Origin of the sequence: Streptomyces radiopugnans (assembly GCF_900110735.1) — a bacterium.
Classification (GTDB): domain Bacteria; phylum Actinomycetota; class Actinomycetes; order Streptomycetales; family Streptomycetaceae; genus Streptomyces; species Streptomyces radiopugnans.
This window is the reverse complement of record NZ_FOET01000005.1, coordinates 57,383-74,615: the sequence shown is the minus strand read 5'-3', so window position 1 is coordinate 74,615 and position 17,233 is coordinate 57,383. Positions and strand designations below refer to the sequence as shown.

Here is a 17,233-nt window from a genome sequence, read left to right as displayed (position 1 = left end):
AGGGACACACGATGCCGAGCGGCATGATCCGCTACTGGGCCGCGGCCAAGGCCGCCGCCGGGATCACCGAGGAGAGATACGAGGCCCACACACTGGCCGAAGCGCTGGCCGAGGCGCGCCTGCGGCACGCCGGCCGGCCGGACTTCGACCGGGTGCTGGGCCTGTGCTCCTTCCTGGTGGACGGCGAACCGGTCGGCAAGCGCGACCACCGACTCGTCCGACTGACCGAGGGCGGCACCGTCGAGGTGCTTCCCCCCTTCGCGGGAGGCTCCAGATGACCGACCAGCAGTACCCGCCCCGGCAGCCGTACGGCTCGCAGCCCGGCCCCTACGGCTACGACCACGGTCACGGCCACGGCCACGACTCCTCGGCCGCCCCCGCAGGCCCCGCGTACGGCGAGTACGGCGAGTACGGCGAGTACGGCGGGCAGGAGGCGTACGGCGGGTACGGCCACCGGCCCGAGCAGTACGGCCAGTACGAGCAGTACGGCCAGTACCAGCAGCCCGGCCCGTACGCCGCCCCGGGCCAGGACCCGTACGGCGTCCCCGACGTCCCCGCGCCGCCCCACCACCCCGGCCCCGGGCCCCTGCCCCCGGAGCGGGACGGCGCGGCCGCCGCGCCGGGCGCGGCGGCCACCGCCACCACCGAGGCCCCGGCCGCCGCTTCCACCGCCGAGACCCCCTCCGCCGCTCCGCGGCGTACCGGCAGCCCGATCATCGCGCCGGGCCTGGCGCCCGCCGCCCTCACCGCCCTCCTGGCCGTACTGCTCGCGGCCACCGTCCAGGTCTCCCGCCCGGTGTCTGCGGTCGCCGTGGTGCTGCTCCAGGCGGTCACGGCCGCGGGCTGGTTCCGGCTCAACGGCATGTGGCCGGCGCGGCAGGGCATCGCGCTGGCCTTCCTGGCGGGCGTCACCGCGGACGTCGCCCTGCTGGCGCTCGGCGCCGGGAACGCCTCGGCCGTCGTCATCGGCACGCTCGGGGTGTGGGTCCTGTTCGTCCTCGTCCTCCAGCTGCGCAACCACTCCTCGCCCGACGAGCGCCTGTACGCCCTGACGGCCGGGGTCACCTCCACCGCCCTCACCGTGATCGCCGCCGGCCATCTGGCCGCCGAGCCCGACGCGGTGACGGTCGGCGCGCTCGCCGTGGCGGCCGCCGCGCTCGCCCGGGCGCTGCCGCTGCCGCAGGCGGTCTCCGTGGTCGTGTCGCTGTCGGCCGCCGCGGGCGCGGGTGTCGCGGCCGGGGAGTTCACCTCCCTGGGCGGCTCCGGCGCGGTGCTGGGGGCGGCGGCCGGGGTGTGCGCACTGATCGGGCTGCGGGTGGCGAGCTACGACTTCCCCTCCCGCTTCGTCCACATGACGGCCGGTGTGGCGCTGCCGCTGACCGCCGCCGTGCCGGCGGTCTACCTGCTCGGCAGGGCGCTGGCGTAGGGCCGCGCCGCGCCGGGCGGGACCCGGCGCGGCCCCGCACGGCCCGTGGTGCGGAACTGTCGCGGGGCACCGCGGGTTAGGCTCGCCGGAACCCGATCGGCTTCTGTCGGCGTCGATCAAACCGAGCAGCCCGATCAGCCAGGTCCGATCGGCCCGGACCGACCGGACCGGACCGATCAGCGCGAACAGTCCGACCGACCCGACCGCACCCGGCCACCCTGGGGGGACCACCACGATGCGCGCACTGAAAGCCCTGCTGGGACTTCTCGTCCTCTTCGGCGGCCTGTTCGTAGGCGCCGACCGGCTGGCGGTGAACCTCGCCGAGGACAAGGTCGCCGAGAAGGTCCAGAGTTCCAGGGGCCTGAACGAGCGGCCCGCCGTGGAGATCCACGGCTTCCCCTTCCTGACCCAGGTCGTGGGCAAGGAGCTGGAGTCGGTGGACGCCACGATGAACGGGCTGACGGTCCAGGTCGGCGGACGCGACGTGGACGTCACCGAGGTGGACGTGCGCCTCAGCGACGTGCGGCTGGAGGACAACTTCTCCTCCGCCGTCGCCGACCGCGCCGCCGGCAGCGCGCGGATCAGCTACCAGGACCTGACCGAGGCGGGCACGAAGGGCGCCTCCCTCGCCTACGCGGGCGCGGAGCGGGCCGCGAGGAACCAGGTCAGACTGGATGTGAACCTGACCCTCGTGGAGCTCACCCTGCACAGCTCGGTCGAGGTGGAGGACGGCGACACCGTCGCGCTGCACGCCGAGGACCTCCCCGACCTGCCCGTGGCCGAGGACGTCGTGCGGGCGCAGATAGACCGGAAGCTGGAGATCACCGGCCTTCCCGCGGGGCTGAAGCTGGAGAAGGCGGAGGTGGACGAGAAGGGCGTCGTGCTGCACCTGGGCGGCTCGAACGTGAACCTGGCCGGCTGACGCCTCACCGGCCGGCGCCCGACCGGCACCCGACCGGCACCCGGCCGGCACCGTGCCGTTCGCGGACCGCCCGGTCCGTCCACTCTCCGAGACGTCCGCGTCCGCCTCTCAGAAATCCCCTCCCGGACATCCGCACGTCCGTCCGGACGGGCTCCCCGACTCCCCCTTCATCTCACATTCCGGGCGCTGCTTTCTCATAATATGGAACTACGGTGACACGCCCGCCCCTCCGTCCCTACGATCGGCCCCATGAAGCGACAGGCGGATCTCACGAAGCGACGGGCAGTCGATCTTTGCCGTGTCGCCGCCATGCTCTGTCGCGCCGTCGTCTGACGGCCGGCTCTCGGCGCCCTCGCAGCCCGGACCGCAGCCGCACACCGCCCCGCTGTCCCCCGCCACCGCGGCGTACAGCCCCGTGCGCGCCCGTCGGCGCCCCGCGCCGCCGCACGCACGTCCACCGCACCGCACACCCTGTAGTACCTGCCCTCCGGAGGAGAGACATGAGCCGCAGTGACGTCCTGGTCGACGCCGACTGGGTCGAGGCCCACATCGACGACCCCAAGGTGGTCATCGTCGAGGTGGACGAGGACACCTCGGCCTACGACAAGAACCACATCAGGAACGCCGTCCGGATCGACTGGAAGACCGACCTCCAGGACCCGGTCCGCCGTGACTTCGTCGACCAGGCGGGCTTCGAGAAGCTGCTGTCCGAGAAGGGCATCTCCAACGACGACACCGTCGTCCTCTACGGCGGCAACAACAACTGGTTCGCGTCCTACGCCTACTGGTACTTCAAGCTCTACGGCCACCAGGACGTGAAGCTCCTCGACGGCGGCCGCAAGAAGTGGGAGCTGGACGCCCGCGAGCTGGTCTCCGAGGTGCCCACCCGCGCGAAGACCGAGTACAAGGCCAAGGAGCAGGACAAGTCGATCCGCGCCTTCCGCGACGACGTCGTCGAGGCCATCGGCAAGCTGAACCTGGTGGACGTCCGCTCCCCCGACGAGTTCAGCGGCAAGCTGCTCGCCCCCGCCCACCTGCCGCAGGAGCAGTCGCAGCGTCCGGGCCACGTCCCGACCGCCAGCAACATCCCGTGGTCGAAGTCGGCCAACGACGACGGCACCTTCAAGTCCGACGAGGAGCTGAAGGAGCTGTACCAGGAGGCGGGTGTGGACCTGTCCAAGGACACCATCGCCTACTGCCGCATCGGCGAGCGCTCCGCCCACACCTGGTTCGTCCTGCACGAGCTGCTGGGCCAGGAGAACGTCAAGAACTACGACGGCTCCTGGACCGAGTACGGCTCGCTGGTCGGCGTGCCGATCGAGCTCGGCGACGGCAAGAGCGCCTGAGCCCTCCGCTCCACCGCCACACCAACTCCTCGTTCCGGAAGGAAGAGCACCCGACATGTGCGGAGCACAGGCAGGCGGCCCCGACGCCTCCTCCATCAAGCCCGGTGAGACGACGATCCAGGGCCAGGTGACCCGCGGCGGCGAGCCCGTCACCGGGTACGTCCGGCTGCTGGACAGCACCGGCGAGTTCACGGCCGAGGTCCCCACCTCCGCCACCGGCCAGTTCCGCTTCTACGCCGCCGAGGGCACCTGGACCGTGCGCGCCCTGGTCCCGGGCGGCAGCGCGGACCGCACCGTCGTCGCCCAGCAGGGCGGCCTGGTGGAGGTCCCCATCGCGGTGTGACCGCGTGACGGCCGCACGACGGCCGCCGACGGCCGTATGACGTATGGAGGCCGTGCCCCGGGGTTGGACACCTTGCGCGGGGCACGGCCTCCGTCCTGTCCGGACGCGGGCGTCCGGACGGGAGCGGGCATCCGGTGGGTGTTCAGTAGACGAGGGCCTGCACGCCCTCGCCCGTGATCTCGCTGACGAACACCTGGGCCCCAGCGATGCGGACGCCCTCGAGCACGTCCTTCTCCTCGATCCCGCGCCGCGCCGCGCACTGGGTGCACAGGGTGACCCGCCCGCCCGCCAGGACGCCGTCGAGCAGCTCGGGCAGCGGCGCGGAGTGCGGCAGTTCGAACTCCGCCGCCCGGCCCGGCAGCGCGAACCACGCCGACTCCCCGGTCAGCCAGAGCGACACCTCCACCCCGCTGGCCACGGCCACCGCCGCCACCGTGAAGGCCTGCGAGCACCGCTCGGGCGCGTCCGCCCCGGCCGTCACCTTGATCACGAGCTTCTTCGACACAGCTGCCATGCGGACCACGGTAGTCCCTGGCGCGTACCGCAATCCGATCGTGATCGGCGCGGGCACAACCTTCTCCCCCACGGTCTTGTCAGCGAACTGACAAACGTGTGAGGAGATCTCATGTCCACGCTCCCGCCGCGACCGGCGGAACCTCCCGAGTCCGTACCCGAGCCCGAGCCCGCGCGGGAGGCCGCGCCCGTGCCGGAGGCCGGAGCAGAGGCCGCGCAGGCCCTCCCGGCCGGCCCTCCGCCACCGCCCCCGGCGGATGCGCCGCCCGCGGCGCACGTCCAGGACCGGCCGCACCACCGCGGCCGTACGGCCCTGCTGCTGGCCTGCGCCGCCCTGCTCGGCACCGTCGGCGGACTCGCGGGCGGCTACACCGTCCAGGCCGACCGCGCGCCCACCCCGCTGCCCCCGCTGTCCCAGGCGGAGCTGTCGTACCCGAAGAAGCCGCTGCCCGAAGGCGAGGGGCCCGAGCCCCTCACCGCCGAGGAGGACCGGCGGGTCCGCACGGACGGCGATCTGCGCAAGCTGCTCCTGGACCGGCCCAAGGGAGCCCGCGAGTCGGAGATGAAGTCGGAGTCGGACGGCTGGCTCTCGCTGTCCGGCTACGCCCGGCAGTTCGAGAGTCCCAGCCGCATGTTCACCTACCTGGCCGACGAGAACCTGCGCCGCATCGCGACCGCGGCCTGGCGTCCGAGCGCACGGCGCACGGTGAGCGTCAGGCTCGTGCAGTTCCGCGAGGAGAAGCGCCGGTCCGCCCTCGACCACACCGAGAACCAGCAGTCGTACATGTCCTTCGACAGCCACGCGGGCAACGAGGGCTCCGCGCTGAAGGGGTCGGGCAACGGCCGCTACTACACCTTCGACCGGCCCGACCGCAGGCCCGGTTACCTCCCGATGTACCGGGCCCGGGCCATCGCCCAGCGCGGCGACATCATGATGGACATCTGGATCTACGACACCAAGCCGATCGCCGAGCGCGACATCAGGTCCCTGGCCGAGCGGCAGCTGGAGCGGCTGTGAGCGACCAGGAGAACCGGAACACCGCGGACGCACCGGCCGATCCGCCGACCGCACCCACCGCCCCGGACACGGGGACCGTCCCGGACACGGGGACCGCGCCAGGCACGGGGACCGTCCCGGACGCGCCCCCCGCCACGGCGGCCCCGGACGGCCCGCAGGACGCCGGTCCGCGCGGGAGGGGCCGGCTCCGCCGCGTCCTCGTCCCCCTGCTGTCCGCCGCCCTGGTGCTCGGCGCGGCCGGCGGCGGACTCGCCTACACCAAGGCCACCGTGGACGGCGCCGACGTCTCGGCCCCCACGAAGATCTGGAAGAAGCCCGCGAAGGCCCCCTCCGAGGACGATCCGGTGCCCGACCTCCGGGAAGGCCGCACCGACGGCGAGCTGCGCAGGAAGCTGCTGCCCGTCCCCGAGGACTTCCGGCTCGGCCCGGACGTCTCCGAGTTCGGCAACGACACCGAACTGAGCGGCAGGCAGGCCCAGGCACTGCTGCGCGAGGGAGGCAAGGGACTGCCGAGCAAGGAGCGCCGCCGGCACCGCGAGTACGTGGAGAAGCTGCGTCTCCAGGGCATCGTGATGCGCACGTACACGCCCTACGACAACCGGTTCACGGCCGAGATCCAGCTCGCGCGCATGAAGAACGAGAAGGGCGTCAAGGACCTGAGCACCTTCCAGTCCGAGCTGGCCGACGCCCTGTCGGTCTTCCGCGACGGCCCCAGGATCAAGGGCCACGAGAACGCTCGGTGCTTCCTGCCGCCCGAGGACGGCGACTCGGAGCTGGAGGCGATGTTCTGCACCGCCTACCAGGACGAGTACCTGATCTCGTTCCGGGTCGACGGCGTCGAGCCCTTCCCCGAGAAGGAAGCGGCGGAACTGCTGAAGGACCAGCTCGACCACCTGGTGTCCCCGGGAGAGTACGTATGACAGAGTCCGTGACAGACCGGCAGGAGCCGACCGCGCCCGCCGTCCCGCCGCATTCGCCCGTACCGGCGGCGAGCCCGGCGGAGGACCCGCCGGCGGCCGCCGTGCCTTCCCCGCCGCACGGTTCCCCCGCACCCGTTCCGGCCGCGCCGCCGAAGCGCCGCCGTCCGTCGCCCCGCATCCTGCGGGCCGTCGGCCGCTGGACGGCCGCCGTGGCGGTCTTCGGTGTGTTCTGCGCGGGCACCGCCTACGGCATCACGCGGCTGGAACGCCACGAGGTGCCGGGACTGGCCACCGAGAGCGACGGGCGCTGGGACTACCCGCGGCTCGCCCTGCCCGCCCTCCCCTCCGGCTCCCCGCGCCCGTTCGCGCAGGGCAACGAGGGGGAGGTTCACCACGCCGACCTGCGCGAGCTGCTGATCCCCCTGCCCGAGGGGGCCGAGGAGGCCGAGGACGCCGGGAAGAGCGGGGAGGACGGCGGGCTTCCCCCGTCGGAGGGCGGCTGGGCCACGGTCGGGGACTACACCGGCCTCTACGAGAAGGGCGACCGCGACGAGCTGCGGCAGCGGCTGGCGGACGACTCCGTACGGCACATCGCCGCCCGCGGCTGGGTCATGCCGGACGGCACCCGCACCAGCGTCCACCTGCTGCGGTTCAACAGCGGCGCCGTGGCGAGCGACCTCCACGCCGAGGTGCTGTACGGGGGCCTGGTGCCGGGCCTGCCCCTGGCCGAGGCCCCGGAGTCGAAGATGGACGAGAGCTGGCCGCCGGAGACCGCCCCGGAGAACGTCGAGATCGAGGTGTACGACGAGCCGGAGCTCCGCGGCGAGGTCCACACCCGCCACGCGTACCTGCTCGCCGGCGACACCGTGGCCCTGATCGTCCAGTCCCGGAAGGGGACGGCTCCCGCGGTGCCGTTCCGGCAGACGGTGATCCTCCAGGCCCAGCTCCTGGGCTGAGTTCCCGGGCCGGCTCCCTGGCCGGGCTCCCTGGCCCGGCTCCCGGAGCCCTCCTCGACCGGCTCCGCGGCGGGGCGGCGCACCTCACAGCACCGCCCCGCCACGGGCCGACTAGACTCGTCGGCGGGCCGCCCACCGGCCCGTACGTCCGTGCCGAGCCCCCGAGGAGCGCTCCCGTGCTTGAGGCATTCTTCACCGCCCTGCTGGTCCTGGTCTGTGTCGGCGTCCTGGCGTTCACGGGCCTGACCGTGAAGAAGCTCTACCAGGGCCAGCGCTGATCCTCGGACCGGCCCGTACCCCGCCCCGACAGCCCGGGCGGCACCGCACCGCAGACCACACGCCCTCGACAGATCGTCTGAGCATCCCATGATCGAGATTCCGTCCGACCTCCACCCGGACCTCGTCCCCCTCGCGTTCCTCCTCGGCGACTGGGCGGGCGCGGGCGTCGCCGCCCTCGACAACGAGCAGGGCCCGGGCCGCGGGGAGTGCAACTTCGGCCAGGAGGTCACCTTCTCCCACGACGGCCGGAACTTCCTGGAGTACGTCTCGCGCACCTGGGAGCTGGACGACAAGGGCGAGAAGGTCCGCCCGCTGGAGAGCGAGAGCGGCTACTGGAGGATCGACGCGGAGCGCCGGGTCGAGGTCGTCATGGTCCGCGACCGGGGCATCGTCGAGGTCTGGCACGGCGAGATGGCCGAGCAGAAGCCGCAGATCGACCTGGCCACGGACGCCTTCGCCCGCCTGTCCTCGGCCGGCGAGTACTCCGGCGGCAAGCGGCTGTACGGCTACGTCAAGGGCGACCTGATGTGGGTCGGCGAGCTGGCCACCCCGGACCCGGAGCGCCCGCTGCGCCCGTACATGTCGGCGCACCTGAAGAAGGTCGTCGACCCGCGCGAGTGGGCCAAGGACCTCAAGGACCTCCCGGACGACGGGATCGCCTTCTTCAAGTGACGCGCGCGGCGGCCCCTCCCGGGCCGCCGTTCCCTTTCCTCGTACGGCCCGTTCCGCACGCGGTCCTCATACACTGGCCACTGTGGTGAGCACCGACTGGCAGAGCGACCTACGCAGACGCGGATACCGGCTGACGCCGCAGCGCCAGCTCGTGCTGGAAGCCGTGGACAAGCTGGAGCACTCCACTCCGGACGACATCCTCGCCGAGGTGCGGCGCACGGCGGGGAGCGTGAACATCTCCACCGTCTACCGCACGCTGGAGCTGCTGGAGGAACTGGGGCTGGTCAGCCACGCCCACCTGGGCCACGGCGCTCCCACGTACCACCTGGCCGACCGGCACGACCACATGCACCTGGTGTGCCGGGACTGCACCACGGTGATCGAGGCCGACATCGCGCTCGCCGCCGACTTCACCGGCCGGCTGCGGGAGAGGTTCGGGTTCGACACCGACATGAAGCACTTCGCGATCTTCGGCCGCTGCCGCGACTGCGCCGGGAAACCCCCGGGAAGGGACCCGGAGGAGGGCGTCGAGGGGGGCGCGGACGAGAGCGCGGACGGCGCCGGGTCGTAGGCTGGCCGCATGTCGTACAAGAGCCCCCTGCTGTCGCTGCCCGGCGCCGTCCCCGCCGAGGCGCCGGACGAAGGCGTCGCCGCGCACTACGGCGACCTCTTCCGCGAGCAGCGCACGCTCGCCGACGGCGGCGGACTGGTGGACCTCTCGCACCGCGGCGTGGTCACCGTCACCGGCGAGGACCGCCTGAGCTGGCTCCACCTGCTGATCACCCAGCACGTCAGCGAGCTGGAGCCCGGCCGCGCCACCGAGGCGCTGATCCTCTCCGCCAACGGCCACATCGAGCACGCGCTCTACCTCGTCGACGACGGCGCCACGGTCTGGATGCACGTCGAGCCGGGCACCCAGGAAGCGCTGATCGCCTACCTGGAGAGCATGAAGTTCTTCTACCGGGTCGAGGTCGCCGACGCCACGGCCGAGTACGCCGTGGTGCACCTCCCGGCGGGCTCCATCGCCGAGGTGCCCGAGGGCGTCGTCGTCCGCGAAACGCCGTACGGGCGCGACCTGTTCCTGCCGCGCGGCGAGCTGGAGTCCTACGCCGCCGCCCACGGCCCGGCGGTCGGCGTACTGGCGCTGGAGGCACTGCGCGTGGAGGCGCACCGGCCGCGGCTGGGCCTGGAGACCGACCACCGCACCATCCCGCACGAGCTGGGCTGGATCGGCACGGCCGTCCACCTGCAGAAGGGCTGCTACCGGGGCCAGGAGACCGTGGCGCGCGTCCACAACCTGGGGAAGCCGCCGCGCCGGCTGGTCTTCCTCCACCTGGACGGCAGCGAGGTGCACCTGCCCGGCCACGGCACCCCGGTGCGGCTGGCGAAGGACGGTGAGGAGGGGCGGCAGCTCGGCTTCGTCACCACCTCGGCCCGCCACCACGAACTGGGCCCGATCGCCCTGGCCCTGGTGAAGCGGAACGTCCCGGTGGACGCGGAGCTGCTCGCGGGCGACACCGCGGCGGCCCAGGAGACCGTCGTCGAGCCGTGAGCGTGCCCCGGCGGGCGGTGCGGCCCGGAAAGTGGAAGTGGTACGCCGGGGCGCGCACCGGACCGTCGGGTGCATACTGGCGTTAATGACAAAATCGGCCGTAGCCCGGCGCCACCTGCCCACCAGCCCCTTCAAAGCCCCGGTAGCACCGCCCGACAAGTACTTCGCCGAGGGTGAGCGGGTCACCCACGACACATACGGCCTCGGCCGTATCGTCTCCGTCGAGGACGGGATCGCGGTGCTCGTCGACTTCGGGTCGAAGCAGGTGCGGATCCTCAGCCCGTACCTCAAGCTGAGCGCTCTCTGAGGCCGCCGCGCACGGCCGCCGTACGGCGGCCGGCCGTCTCCCCCCACACCACGTTTCCGCCCCGAGAGGCAGATCTCCCCATCGACACCACCGAGCTGTTCTCCGCGCCCGACCCCGTGCCCTCGGCCCCCAGGGCGGCGTCGCAGCCCCCGGCCCGGAACCCCTTCCAGGCACCGGACTTCGGGGACCTCCCGGACTTCGACGACGCCATGGACCTCGGAGAGCCGCCGTTCGACGCCGACGCCTCCGCTGCGGACGAAGGCGCCGGCGCGGACACCGGCGACCGGAGCGACCGGAAGCGGCCCTCGGGCCCCGCGCGCCGCCGACGCGGCCCCTCCCGTGCCCGCGAGGCCAGGCGGGGCGCGTCCCGCCGCTGACGGCGGTCAGCGCCCCGGCCCGAACCCGGCCTGAAGCACCGCGAAGACGCCCACCGGGACCGTCTGCACCACGGTCCATGTCTTCCCTGCCGCGGTGAGGTCCAGCAGACCGAATACCAGGACGGCCAGGCTGAGCACGATCCAGTCGAACCCGCAGGCGGCCACCGCGCGCACCGCGCCCACCACCGCCGTAACGCGAAAGGACCGTCTCCGGCGACTCATGGAAGGCGTGGCTGGCCCCACACGATAGCGAGTGGTACCGTTTCTTGTACCACTCGAAGGGAGGGGTGACCGTGTCCATCACCGCCAGCGAGGCTCGCAGGAACCTGTTCCCGCTGATCGAGCAGGTCAACAACGACCGTGCTCCCGTGCACATCACGTCGCGCAACGGGAACGCCGTGCTGCTGTCGGAGGAGGACTTCGCCTCCTGGCAGGAGACGATCTACCTCCTGCGCTCGCCCGCGAACGCCCGCCGTCTGGCCGAGTCGATCGCGGAGGCCGAAGAAGGCCGGGTCTCGCCCCGCGAGCTGATCGAGGCCGACGACGCCGAGTGAGGATCGTGTTCACCGAGCACGGATGGGCCGACTACGTCCACTGGTCCGAGACGGATCGCCGTATGACCAGACGCGTCAACCGGCTCATCGAGGAGAGCAAGCGAGACCCCTTCGGGGGCATCGGCAAACCGGAACCGCTCAAGGGGGACCTCAGCGGTTACTGGTCGCGGAGGATCGACGATGAACACCGGCTCGTCTACCGGGTCAGAGGCGATGAACTGATCGTGGTCCAGGCCCGCTACCACTATTGAGCTCGGACGTGAAGGCCGCGGCGGTCCAGCGTGGTCTGCCACTTCCGTCCCTTGGGGCACTCCCGCCGGCAGCGTCTGCCGGTCCGGCTCAGCCGGCGAGCCGGTCGCCCTTGACGGCTGTAACGAACGACGCCCAGGCGTCCGGGGCGAGGGCCGGGCCGTGCGGGTGCTTGCTGTCGCGCACGGGGACGGCGCCGCGGAGGTTGTCGGCGACCTCGACGCAGTCGCCCCCGTTGAGGTTGCTGTAGCTGGACCTGCGCCACCGTGTCACACGGGGACAGGGCGTGGTCTCGCAGCCGATCGTAACCGACCTGAAGTTCTTCGGCCCGGTCCGCTTCCTCGATCAACTCCCCGCTGTAGGCGGTCTCCACCCAGGCGACGGTCCTGCCGTCCAGGAGTCGCAGGAACGTCGTGTCCGTGTGGCTCAGTTCGCGCGATCCGGCGCGAAACGGAAGCACTTGCAGTATCACGTTCCACAGTCCTGCCGTATCGACCAGGTACTTCAACTGCTCGCGCCATGCCGTGGTGTCCGGCAATGGGCGGCGCAGAACGGCCTCGTCGAGAATCGCTCTGAACTGAGCGGGGCGGCCGGTTACGCGATGGTGGTTCTCGGCGAGTGCTCCGCGCCGGTGGCACGGGAGTTGGCGGCCTTCATCGAGCGGGGCGCCAAGAGGGGCGCCGGGCAGGACACCGGGCGGGGTGCGGTGTGACGCTGCCTCCGTTCTCTCCGGCCGTCGAGCGCCCGTGGCGCGACGGGTGGCCGCTGCCGGCACGCACCGACGACGCCAACGGCTGGACCACGGGCGGCTGTTGGCTGTACTGCCGCCGCGAGGGCGTACGGGTGCTGTGGATCGGCTCGGTGCGTACGCCCGGTGCGGCCGGTGACGTGTACGCGTGCGGCCCGTGCATCGCGGAACTGGACCACATGGTGCGCCTCCAGTCCCACGGCCGGGACGAGCCGCCGGACGGAACGGGCGGCACAGACAGCGGAACGGGGACCGGCACGTGCGGGCACCGGCGGATCGGGAGGCTCGGCGGCAGGGTCCGCTGCCGCGACTGCGGGCGGCAAATCCGCCTCTGAGCCCTCCTCGGGTTTCCGAAGGCCCGGGCCATAACACCGTGCTATGGCCAAGTGGTAGTACCCAGCCCGTTCCGCTTACGGGAATCCTGGTGCCTCCCCCACAGGCCACACGCGAACCACCGCGTGTATCCGGAAGCGAGGCACCCCTTGCGAATAACCAGGCTCGTCCCCGCTCTGATCGCGGCCATGGCCGCCGTTCTCTCCCTCTTCGTGCTGGCCCCCGCCGCGTCCGCCAAGGAGGCGCCCGGCAGCGGCGGCCCGCAGCCGATCATCGGCGGCGGCTACGCGCAGAACGCACCCTGGGCCGCCCGGCTGTTCTCCAACGGCCGTGAGACGTGCTCCGCGACGATCATCGCGCCGACCTGGATCCTCACCGCCAGGCACTGCGTCAGCGGAGGCGGGCTGTCGTTCCGCATCGGCAGCCTCAACCAGCACAGCGGCGGCACCGTCGCCAACGGCACCCAGATCTACAACCACTCCTCCTCGGACCTGTCGCTGGTCCGCCTGGACCGCTCCGTCTCGGCGACCTACGCCCGCCTGGGCCAGCCGGGTTCGGTTTCGGTGAACCAGACCGTGCAGGTCTACGGCTGGGGCGCGACCTCCCGCTGCGGCTCCGAGGCCAACTGCCAGTCGCAGTACCTGAAGGTCGCGAACGTGATCGTGACCGGCGGCTGCCGTGACGCCTACTCCGGCTCGGCGATCTGCGCCCGCCGCGGCGACGGCATCACCGCGGGCGGCGACTCCGGCGGCCCGATGATGGCCAATGGCGTCCAGGTCGGTGTCGCGTCCACCAGCGACCGGCAGACCACCACGGCCTACACCAACGTGACCGCCTACCGCTCCTGGATCCAGTCGATCGCGGGCGTCTGATCCCGCGCGGTCCGTTCTCACGGCAGTCTCTTCCTCCGGGTCCTCCCCGTTCCGCCGAGGCGGAACGGGGAGGACCCGTTTCCGGTTCCGGGCGGTCGGACCCGGCCGGTCACGCCCGGGCGGTCAGAGCGTCTCGCTGAGCGTGTCGGCGATGCGGCGGCGGGAGGCGCGGGCGGCGGGGACGGCCGAGACCGCGACCGCGCCCACCACGGCCGCGGCGATCACCAGCAGCAGCGCTCCGGGGGGCGGGGACTGGGCTATGCCCGCGCCGATGCCGCTGGAGCGGCCCTGCGCGTCGATCAGCCAGCGGCCGGCGGCGGTCCCCAGCACGGTGCCGGCGACGGCGGCGGCCAGTGCGGTGAAGGCGGTGGAGACGGTGATCACGCCCGCTATCTGGCGCGGGGTCAGGCCGATGGCCTTGAGCGCGAGCAGATCGCGTCCCCGGTCGCGGACGCGGGCGCCGAGGACGGTGGACAGCTCGGTCAGGCCGATCAGGGCGAGTACGGCGATCAGTCCGGCGATGACGCCGCGTACGCCGGCCAGCCCGTCGGCGGGGTTGACCGCCTCGCGGACCTCCAGCCGACCGCCGGAGGAGGCGGCCAGTTCGGCGCCGACCTCCCCGGCGTCGGCGCCGTCGCGCAGGACGAGGTGGTGGAGGTCGGGCGCGGTCGTGCCCGAGCCGTCGCCCAGGTCGAGGTTGTCCAGGGAGGTGGAGATCACCCGGCCGCCGTCCTCGGGTTCGATGGAGCGGCCGGTGATGTGGAGGATCTGCGGGCGGCCCTGGACGGTCATGCGCACCCAGTCGCCGACGCGTACGTCCAGCAGGTCGAGCAGTCCCTGTCCGGCGACGGCCTCGTCCGGGCCGTCGGGCAGGCGGCCCTCGGCGAGGGCGAAGGGGTAGGGGTCGGCGTCGGTGCCCAGGCCGCGCAGGGTGATGGTGGCGGTCTGGCCGGGGACGAGGGCCTCGACCTCCGTGCCGGGGTGGACGGCGGTGACGTCGGGGTGTGCGGCCAGCAACCGCTCGGTGCCGGCGTGGCGCTCGGCCTCGGAGGCCCCGGAGGCCGCGCTCCCGGGCGAGCCGGGCGAGCCGGAGGAACCGGAGTCGTCCGGGGAGCCGTCGCGCACGGTCAGGGCGGCGGGCAGGCCGATCTCCTCCGGGCGTTCGTGGAAGCGGTCCACGGTGGCCCAGGCGCCCAGTGCCGCGGTGATCATCGCCAGCGGCACGGCCAGGCGCCCGACGGCGGCCAGCGAACGGGTCCGGCCGGGGAACGCGCCGCGCCAGCCGAGGACGAGGGCGGGCGGCGCGTCCCGGCCCAGGGCGCGCCGCTCCGGCAGGGTCAGCGGGCCCAGTCCGCGCGGCACCGCCGTACGGGCCACCGGCACGGGCGGCACCCGGCCGGCGCGCCAGGCGGCCAGCGAGGTGGCGGTGGCGATGAAGAGGACGGCGGCGGCGGTGGTGGCCAGCACCGTCCAGGTGTGGCCGGGCAGTTGCCGCCACACGTCCACCGCCTCGCCGATGCGGCCGGGGACGCGCGCGCCCAGCAGTTCGGTGACGGCCGCTCCGCAGGCGGCGCCGAGAAAGGCGAAGCCCAGGTGCTGGACGAGGAAGACGCGGACGACCTGGGCTGGGGTGAAGCCGATGGCCTTCAGCACGGAGATGTCGCGCAGGTGGCCGTGGACGCGGGTGCTGATCGCCCCGGCGACCGCCAGGGCGGCGGCGAGCAGCGCGCCGAGCCCGAAGAGGGCCAGGAGCAGGCCGAGGAGGCGCCCCTCGCCCTCGGCGTCGGCGCGGGCCTGCTGCCAGCGGGTGACCTCCGAGACCTGGTCGGCGCCGAGGGCGGTGACGGCGCGCTGGACCATGAAGTCGGTGTCGTCGGGGTCCGCCAGGCGCAGTCCGACGGTCTGCCCGGTGCGTTCGGGGTCGGGCTGGAGCCTGTCCAGGGCCTCGTCCGGCAGCCAGCCGATACCGGGTGTGTCGCCGGGGGTGTAGCGGGGTTCGGCGGTGTCGGCGACGCCCACGACGCGCAGCGTGTGCTCGGTGCCGCGCGCCCCTCGTGCGGTGAGGGTGTCGCCGGGTTCGGCCCACAGGGCGCGGGCGAGGGAACCCTCCAGGACGATCTCGTCGGCCGCGCCGGCCGCCTGCCAGCGTCCGTCGGTGACCAGCGGGCGTCCCACCTCGGGCGGCTCGGGCCCGGTGGCGCGCAGCTCCGCGCTCGCCCGCGCGCCGCCCAGCTCCACGGTGGTGCGGGCGGTGCGGAAGGGGCCGGACAGGCCCGCGACGCCCTCCAGGTCGCGCAGTTCCTCCGGCTCGGCGCCGTCGCGGGTGTGGATCCACACGTGCGCGCCCTCGGACTGGGTGAAGACCCGCTGCCAGGGGTCGGCCGTGTAGGAGAACAGGGCGCCGGCGAGCAGGAGGGAGGCGATGATCCCGGCCGTGGCCAGGACGGTGAACAGCGCCTCACCGCGGTGCGCCCGCAGGTCGGCGTGGGCCCAGCGCAGGGTGGCGCGCACGTCGTCTCAGTCCTTCAGTTCCAGTACGCCGGACACGCCCTTGCCGCGCCGCCGCAGGCCCGGGGCGTCCGCGTCCAGGGCGGCGTCGTCGGCTATGCGGCCGTCGAAGAAGCTGATCACGCGGTCGGCGGCGCTGGCCATGCGGGCGTCGTGGGTGACCATCACGATGGTCTGGCCGCGCCCGTGGAAGCGGGAGAGCAGGCGCAGCACCTCGCGGGTGCCCCGGCTGTCGAGGCTGCCGGCCGGCTCGTCGGCCAGCAGCAGGTCGGGGTGGTTGACCAGGGCGCGGGCCAGGGCGACGCGCTGCTGCTCGCCGCCGGACAGCTCGCCGGGCATGCTGCGCTCCTTGCCCTCCAGACCGAGTTCGGCAAGGAGCTCGGCGCGGTCGGCGCGGGCCCCCTTCGGGCTGCTGCCCGCCAGCAGGGCGGGCAGTTCGACGTTGTCGGCGACGGTGAGGTTGGAGACGAGGTTGAAGAACTGGAAGACGATGCCGATGCGGCGGCGGCGCAGCACCGCCCACTGGGACTCGCCGTAGGAGTCCAGGCAGGTGCCGTCGAACCAGATGCTGCCGGCGTCCGGCTTCTGGAGCCCGCCGAGCAGGTGGAGCAGGGTGGACTTGCCCGCGCCGGACGGGCCGGTGACGGCGACGAACTCGCCGCGCGAGACGGTCAGGTCCACGCCCCGCACCGCCCTGGCCGGGGCGCCCTCGCCGTGGTGGGTCTTGACCAGGCCCTCGGCCCGTACGAGAGGGGGCGCGTCCGCCGGTGCGGTGGGGCCCGTACCGGCCGGCGCCTCGGAAAGGCTCATTCCAACTCCTCCTGACAGCGTTCCAGCCAGTCGAGGTCGGCCTGGAGGTGCAGCATCGCGCCCTCGATCAGCAGTTGCGCCACCCGGTTGTCCCGGTCCTCGGCCGCGGCGAGCCGGGACAGCTCGCGCATGGTGTTGAGGTACTGGCGGCGCTGCTTGTTGATCAGCGCGATCTGGTCGGCCAGACCGGTCTGCGGGGCGATCGCGAGCTTCATGAAGAACTCGTCGCGCACCCGGGGTTCGTCGGTCGGCTCCTCGAACCAGGCCCGCACCGCCTCGCGCCCCGCGTCGGTGAGCCGGTAGATCCGCTTGTTGGGCCGGGTGGACTGGGCGACGTCCTCGCCCTCGATCAGCCCCGACTTCTCCAGCCTGCCCAGCGTGACGTAGATCTGCCCGACGTTCGGCTGAGGGTACGCGGCGCCCAGCAGCTTCTCAAGGGCCTGTTTGAGCTCGTATCCGTGGGCGGGACCGGACGCGAGGAGGGCCAGGAGCGGCAGACGCACGCGCGCACTCCTTCCTCCCCGTCCC

23 protein-coding genes and 1 pseudogene are annotated in these 17,233 nt (G+C 73.0%); 17 read left to right on the top strand and 7 right to left on the bottom strand.

The features are described from left to right. Positions 1-11: 11 nt before the first annotated feature. The 6 genes from BMY40_RS12635 to BMY40_RS12610 all read left to right on the top strand — a co-directional run bounded on the left by BMY40_RS12635 (position 12) and on the right by BMY40_RS12610 (position 4,037). The gene (locus BMY40_RS12635) at positions 12-278 is read left to right on the top strand and encodes a MoaD/ThiS family protein (protein ID WP_093658765.1); all 267 of its coding nucleotides are present in this window, start codon (positions 12-14) and stop codon (positions 276-278) included. Continuing rightward, positions 275-1,426 carry a hypothetical protein gene (locus BMY40_RS12630; RefSeq protein ID WP_093658763.1) on the top strand — a complete coding sequence of 384 codons (1,152 nt, stop codon included), beginning with the start codon at positions 275-277 and terminating at the stop codon, positions 1,424-1,426. Before BMY40_RS12635 ends, BMY40_RS12630 begins: the two co-directional genes overlap by 4 nt. Before the next feature lie 235 nt (positions 1,427-1,661). Further along, complete coding sequence (locus BMY40_RS12625; RefSeq protein WP_093658761.1) at positions 1,662-2,348, top strand: LmeA family phospholipid-binding protein; 687 nt, start codon at positions 1,662-1,664, stop codon at positions 2,346-2,348. 249 nt (positions 2,349-2,597) lie between these two features. Continuing rightward, complete coding sequence (locus tag BMY40_RS29150; protein WP_369126573.1) at positions 2,598-2,681, top strand: putative leader peptide; 84 nt, start codon at positions 2,598-2,600, stop codon at positions 2,679-2,681. 167 nt (positions 2,682-2,848) lie between these two features. Further along, positions 2,849-3,694, top strand: a complete 846-nt coding sequence (locus BMY40_RS12615; protein ID WP_093658759.1) for a sulfurtransferase — start codon at positions 2,849-2,851, stop codon at positions 3,692-3,694. Positions 3,695-3,749: 55 nt separating this feature from the next. Next, positions 3,750-4,037, top strand: a complete 288-nt coding sequence (locus BMY40_RS12610; RefSeq protein WP_093658758.1) for a DUF1416 domain-containing protein — start codon at positions 3,750-3,752, stop codon at positions 4,035-4,037. 142 nt (positions 4,038-4,179) lie between these two features. Here the strand turns inward: BMY40_RS12610 and BMY40_RS12605 are convergent, their stop codons facing one another. Further along, a complete protein-coding gene (locus BMY40_RS12605; RefSeq protein ID WP_093658756.1) occupies positions 4,180-4,542 on the bottom strand; it encodes a DsrE family protein in 363 nt (120 codons plus the stop codon). Between the two features lie 120 nt (positions 4,543-4,662). Here BMY40_RS12605 and BMY40_RS12600 point away from each other — a divergent pair, with 120 nt between their 5' ends. The 7 genes from BMY40_RS12600 to BMY40_RS12565 all read left to right on the top strand — a co-directional run bounded on the left by BMY40_RS12600 (position 4,663) and on the right by BMY40_RS12565 (position 10,254). Then, the gene (locus tag BMY40_RS12600; RefSeq protein WP_281250767.1) at positions 4,663-5,568 is read left to right on the top strand and encodes a hypothetical protein; all 906 of its coding nucleotides are present in this window, start codon (positions 4,663-4,665) and stop codon (positions 5,566-5,568) included. Next, complete coding sequence (locus BMY40_RS12595; RefSeq protein ID WP_177213984.1) at positions 5,565-6,488, top strand: hypothetical protein; 924 nt, start codon at positions 5,565-5,567, stop codon at positions 6,486-6,488. Before BMY40_RS12600 ends, BMY40_RS12595 begins: the two co-directional genes overlap by 4 nt. 8 nt (positions 6,489-6,496) lie before the next feature. After that, positions 6,497-7,444 carry a hypothetical protein gene (locus tag BMY40_RS12590; protein WP_093659161.1) on the top strand — a complete coding sequence of 316 codons (948 nt, stop codon included), beginning with the start codon at positions 6,497-6,499 and terminating at the stop codon, positions 7,442-7,444. A 366-nt stretch (positions 7,445-7,810) separates the two neighbouring features. Then, positions 7,811-8,395, top strand: coding sequence for a heme-binding beta-barrel domain-containing protein (locus tag BMY40_RS12580; RefSeq protein ID WP_093658754.1), 585 nt, complete (start codon positions 7,811-7,813; stop codon positions 8,393-8,395). An 82-nt stretch (positions 8,396-8,477) separates the two neighbouring features. Further along, positions 8,478-8,966, top strand: a complete 489-nt coding sequence (locus BMY40_RS12575; RefSeq protein WP_093658752.1) for a Fur family transcriptional regulator — start codon at positions 8,478-8,480, stop codon at positions 8,964-8,966. Between the two features lie 9 nt (positions 8,967-8,975). Next, a complete protein-coding gene (gene ygfZ / locus BMY40_RS12570; protein WP_093658750.1) occupies positions 8,976-9,947 on the top strand; it encodes a CAF17-like 4Fe-4S cluster assembly/insertion protein YgfZ in 972 nt (323 codons plus the stop codon). An 85-nt stretch (positions 9,948-10,032) separates the two neighbouring features. Next, complete coding sequence (locus tag BMY40_RS12565) at positions 10,033-10,254, top strand: hypothetical protein (RefSeq protein WP_093659159.1); 222 nt, start codon at positions 10,033-10,035, stop codon at positions 10,252-10,254. Positions 10,255-10,637: 383 nt separating this feature from the next. Here BMY40_RS12565 and BMY40_RS12555 read toward each other — a convergent pair whose 3' ends face one another. Then, positions 10,638-10,817: a hypothetical protein gene (locus tag BMY40_RS12555; RefSeq protein WP_093658747.1), complete on the bottom strand. Its 180-nt coding sequence runs from the start codon at positions 10,815-10,817 to the stop codon at positions 10,638-10,640. A 107-nt stretch (positions 10,818-10,924) separates the two neighbouring features. On the opposite strand from BMY40_RS12555, the gene BMY40_RS12550 reads away from it, so the two are divergent. Both BMY40_RS12550 and BMY40_RS12545 read left to right on the top strand, forming a co-directional pair. Beyond that, a complete protein-coding gene (locus tag BMY40_RS12550; protein WP_093659157.1) occupies positions 10,925-11,185 on the top strand; it encodes a type II toxin-antitoxin system Phd/YefM family antitoxin in 261 nt (86 codons plus the stop codon). After that, the gene (locus BMY40_RS12545; protein WP_093658745.1) at positions 11,182-11,436 is read left to right on the top strand and encodes a Txe/YoeB family addiction module toxin; all 255 of its coding nucleotides are present in this window, start codon (positions 11,182-11,184) and stop codon (positions 11,434-11,436) included. The genes BMY40_RS12550 and BMY40_RS12545 overlap by 4 nt, the downstream gene beginning before the upstream one ends. Before the next feature lie 88 nt (positions 11,437-11,524). Here BMY40_RS12545 and BMY40_RS12540 read toward each other — a convergent pair whose 3' ends face one another. Together BMY40_RS12540 and BMY40_RS28580 are read right to left on the bottom strand one after the other, a co-directional pair. After that, entirely contained in the window at positions 11,525-11,707 is a 183-nt protein-coding gene (locus BMY40_RS12540; RefSeq protein WP_245770046.1) for a DUF397 domain-containing protein, read from the bottom strand. Positions 11,708-11,753: 46 nt separating this feature from the next. After that, a pseudogene (locus tag BMY40_RS28580) lies at positions 11,754-12,209 on the bottom strand (Scr1 family TA system antitoxin-like transcriptional regulator); the annotation flags it as partial. On the opposite strand from BMY40_RS28580, the gene BMY40_RS12530 reads away from it, so the two are divergent. Then, complete coding sequence (locus BMY40_RS12530; RefSeq protein ID WP_245770045.1) at positions 12,143-12,517, top strand: hypothetical protein; 375 nt, start codon at positions 12,143-12,145, stop codon at positions 12,515-12,517. The pseudogene BMY40_RS28580 and the gene BMY40_RS12530 overlap by 67 nt on opposite strands. Before the next feature lie 147 nt (positions 12,518-12,664). Then, positions 12,665-13,387 (top strand): S1 family peptidase, encoded by a 723-nt coding sequence (locus BMY40_RS12525; RefSeq protein ID WP_093658739.1) that lies wholly within the window; start codon positions 12,665-12,667, stop codon positions 13,385-13,387. Between the two features lie 123 nt (positions 13,388-13,510). On the opposite strand, the gene BMY40_RS12520 is transcribed toward BMY40_RS12525, so the two are convergent. From BMY40_RS12520 to BMY40_RS12510, 3 genes are read right to left on the bottom strand one after another with little or no spacing between them, the layout of a single operon-like run. Next, positions 13,511-15,898 carry an ABC transporter permease gene (locus tag BMY40_RS12520; protein ID WP_093658737.1) on the bottom strand — a complete coding sequence of 796 codons (2,388 nt, stop codon included), beginning with the start codon at positions 15,896-15,898 and terminating at the stop codon, positions 13,511-13,513. Positions 15,899-15,904: 6 nt separating this feature from the next. Beyond that, on the bottom strand, positions 15,905-16,705 hold the full coding sequence (locus tag BMY40_RS12515; protein ID WP_093658735.1) for an ABC transporter ATP-binding protein: 801 nt from the start codon (positions 16,703-16,705) through the stop codon (positions 15,905-15,907). After that, positions 16,702-17,208 carry a PadR family transcriptional regulator gene (locus tag BMY40_RS12510; protein WP_093658733.1) on the bottom strand — a complete coding sequence of 169 codons (507 nt, stop codon included), beginning with the start codon at positions 17,206-17,208 and terminating at the stop codon, positions 16,702-16,704. The genes BMY40_RS12515 and BMY40_RS12510 overlap by 4 nt, the downstream gene beginning before the upstream one ends. Positions 17,209-17,233 lie beyond the last annotated feature (25 nt).

What these genes read in the sequence shown, in the direction of transcription:
- BMY40_RS12515 (WP_093658735.1), bottom strand. Translation starts at nt 16,705, where the DNA reads ATGAGCCTTTCCGAGGCGCCGGCCGGTACGGGCCCCACCGCACCGGCG.
- BMY40_RS12630 (WP_093658763.1), top strand. Translation starts at nt 275, where the DNA reads ATGACCGACCAGCAGTACCCGCCCCGGCAGCCGTACGGCTCGCAGCCC.
- BMY40_RS12600 (WP_281250767.1), top strand. Translation starts at nt 4,663, where the DNA reads ATGTCCACGCTCCCGCCGCGACCGGCGGAACCTCCCGAGTCCGTACCC.
- BMY40_RS29150 (WP_369126573.1), top strand. Translation starts at nt 2,598, where the DNA reads ATGAAGCGACAGGCGGATCTCACGAAGCGACGGGCAGTCGATCTTTGC.
- BMY40_RS12565 (WP_093659159.1), top strand. Translation starts at nt 10,033, where the DNA reads ATGACAAAATCGGCCGTAGCCCGGCGCCACCTGCCCACCAGCCCCTTC.
- BMY40_RS12580 (WP_093658754.1), top strand. Translation starts at nt 7,811, where the DNA reads ATGATCGAGATTCCGTCCGACCTCCACCCGGACCTCGTCCCCCTCGCG.
- BMY40_RS12635 (WP_093658765.1), top strand. Translation starts at nt 12, where the DNA reads ATGCCGAGCGGCATGATCCGCTACTGGGCCGCGGCCAAGGCCGCCGCC.
- ygfZ (WP_093658750.1), top strand. Translation starts at nt 8,976, where the DNA reads ATGTCGTACAAGAGCCCCCTGCTGTCGCTGCCCGGCGCCGTCCCCGCC.
- BMY40_RS12615 (WP_093658759.1), top strand. Translation starts at nt 2,849, where the DNA reads ATGAGCCGCAGTGACGTCCTGGTCGACGCCGACTGGGTCGAGGCCCAC.
- BMY40_RS12610 (WP_093658758.1), top strand. Translation starts at nt 3,750, where the DNA reads ATGTGCGGAGCACAGGCAGGCGGCCCCGACGCCTCCTCCATCAAGCCC.
- BMY40_RS12625 (WP_093658761.1), top strand. Translation starts at nt 1,662, where the DNA reads ATGCGCGCACTGAAAGCCCTGCTGGGACTTCTCGTCCTCTTCGGCGGC.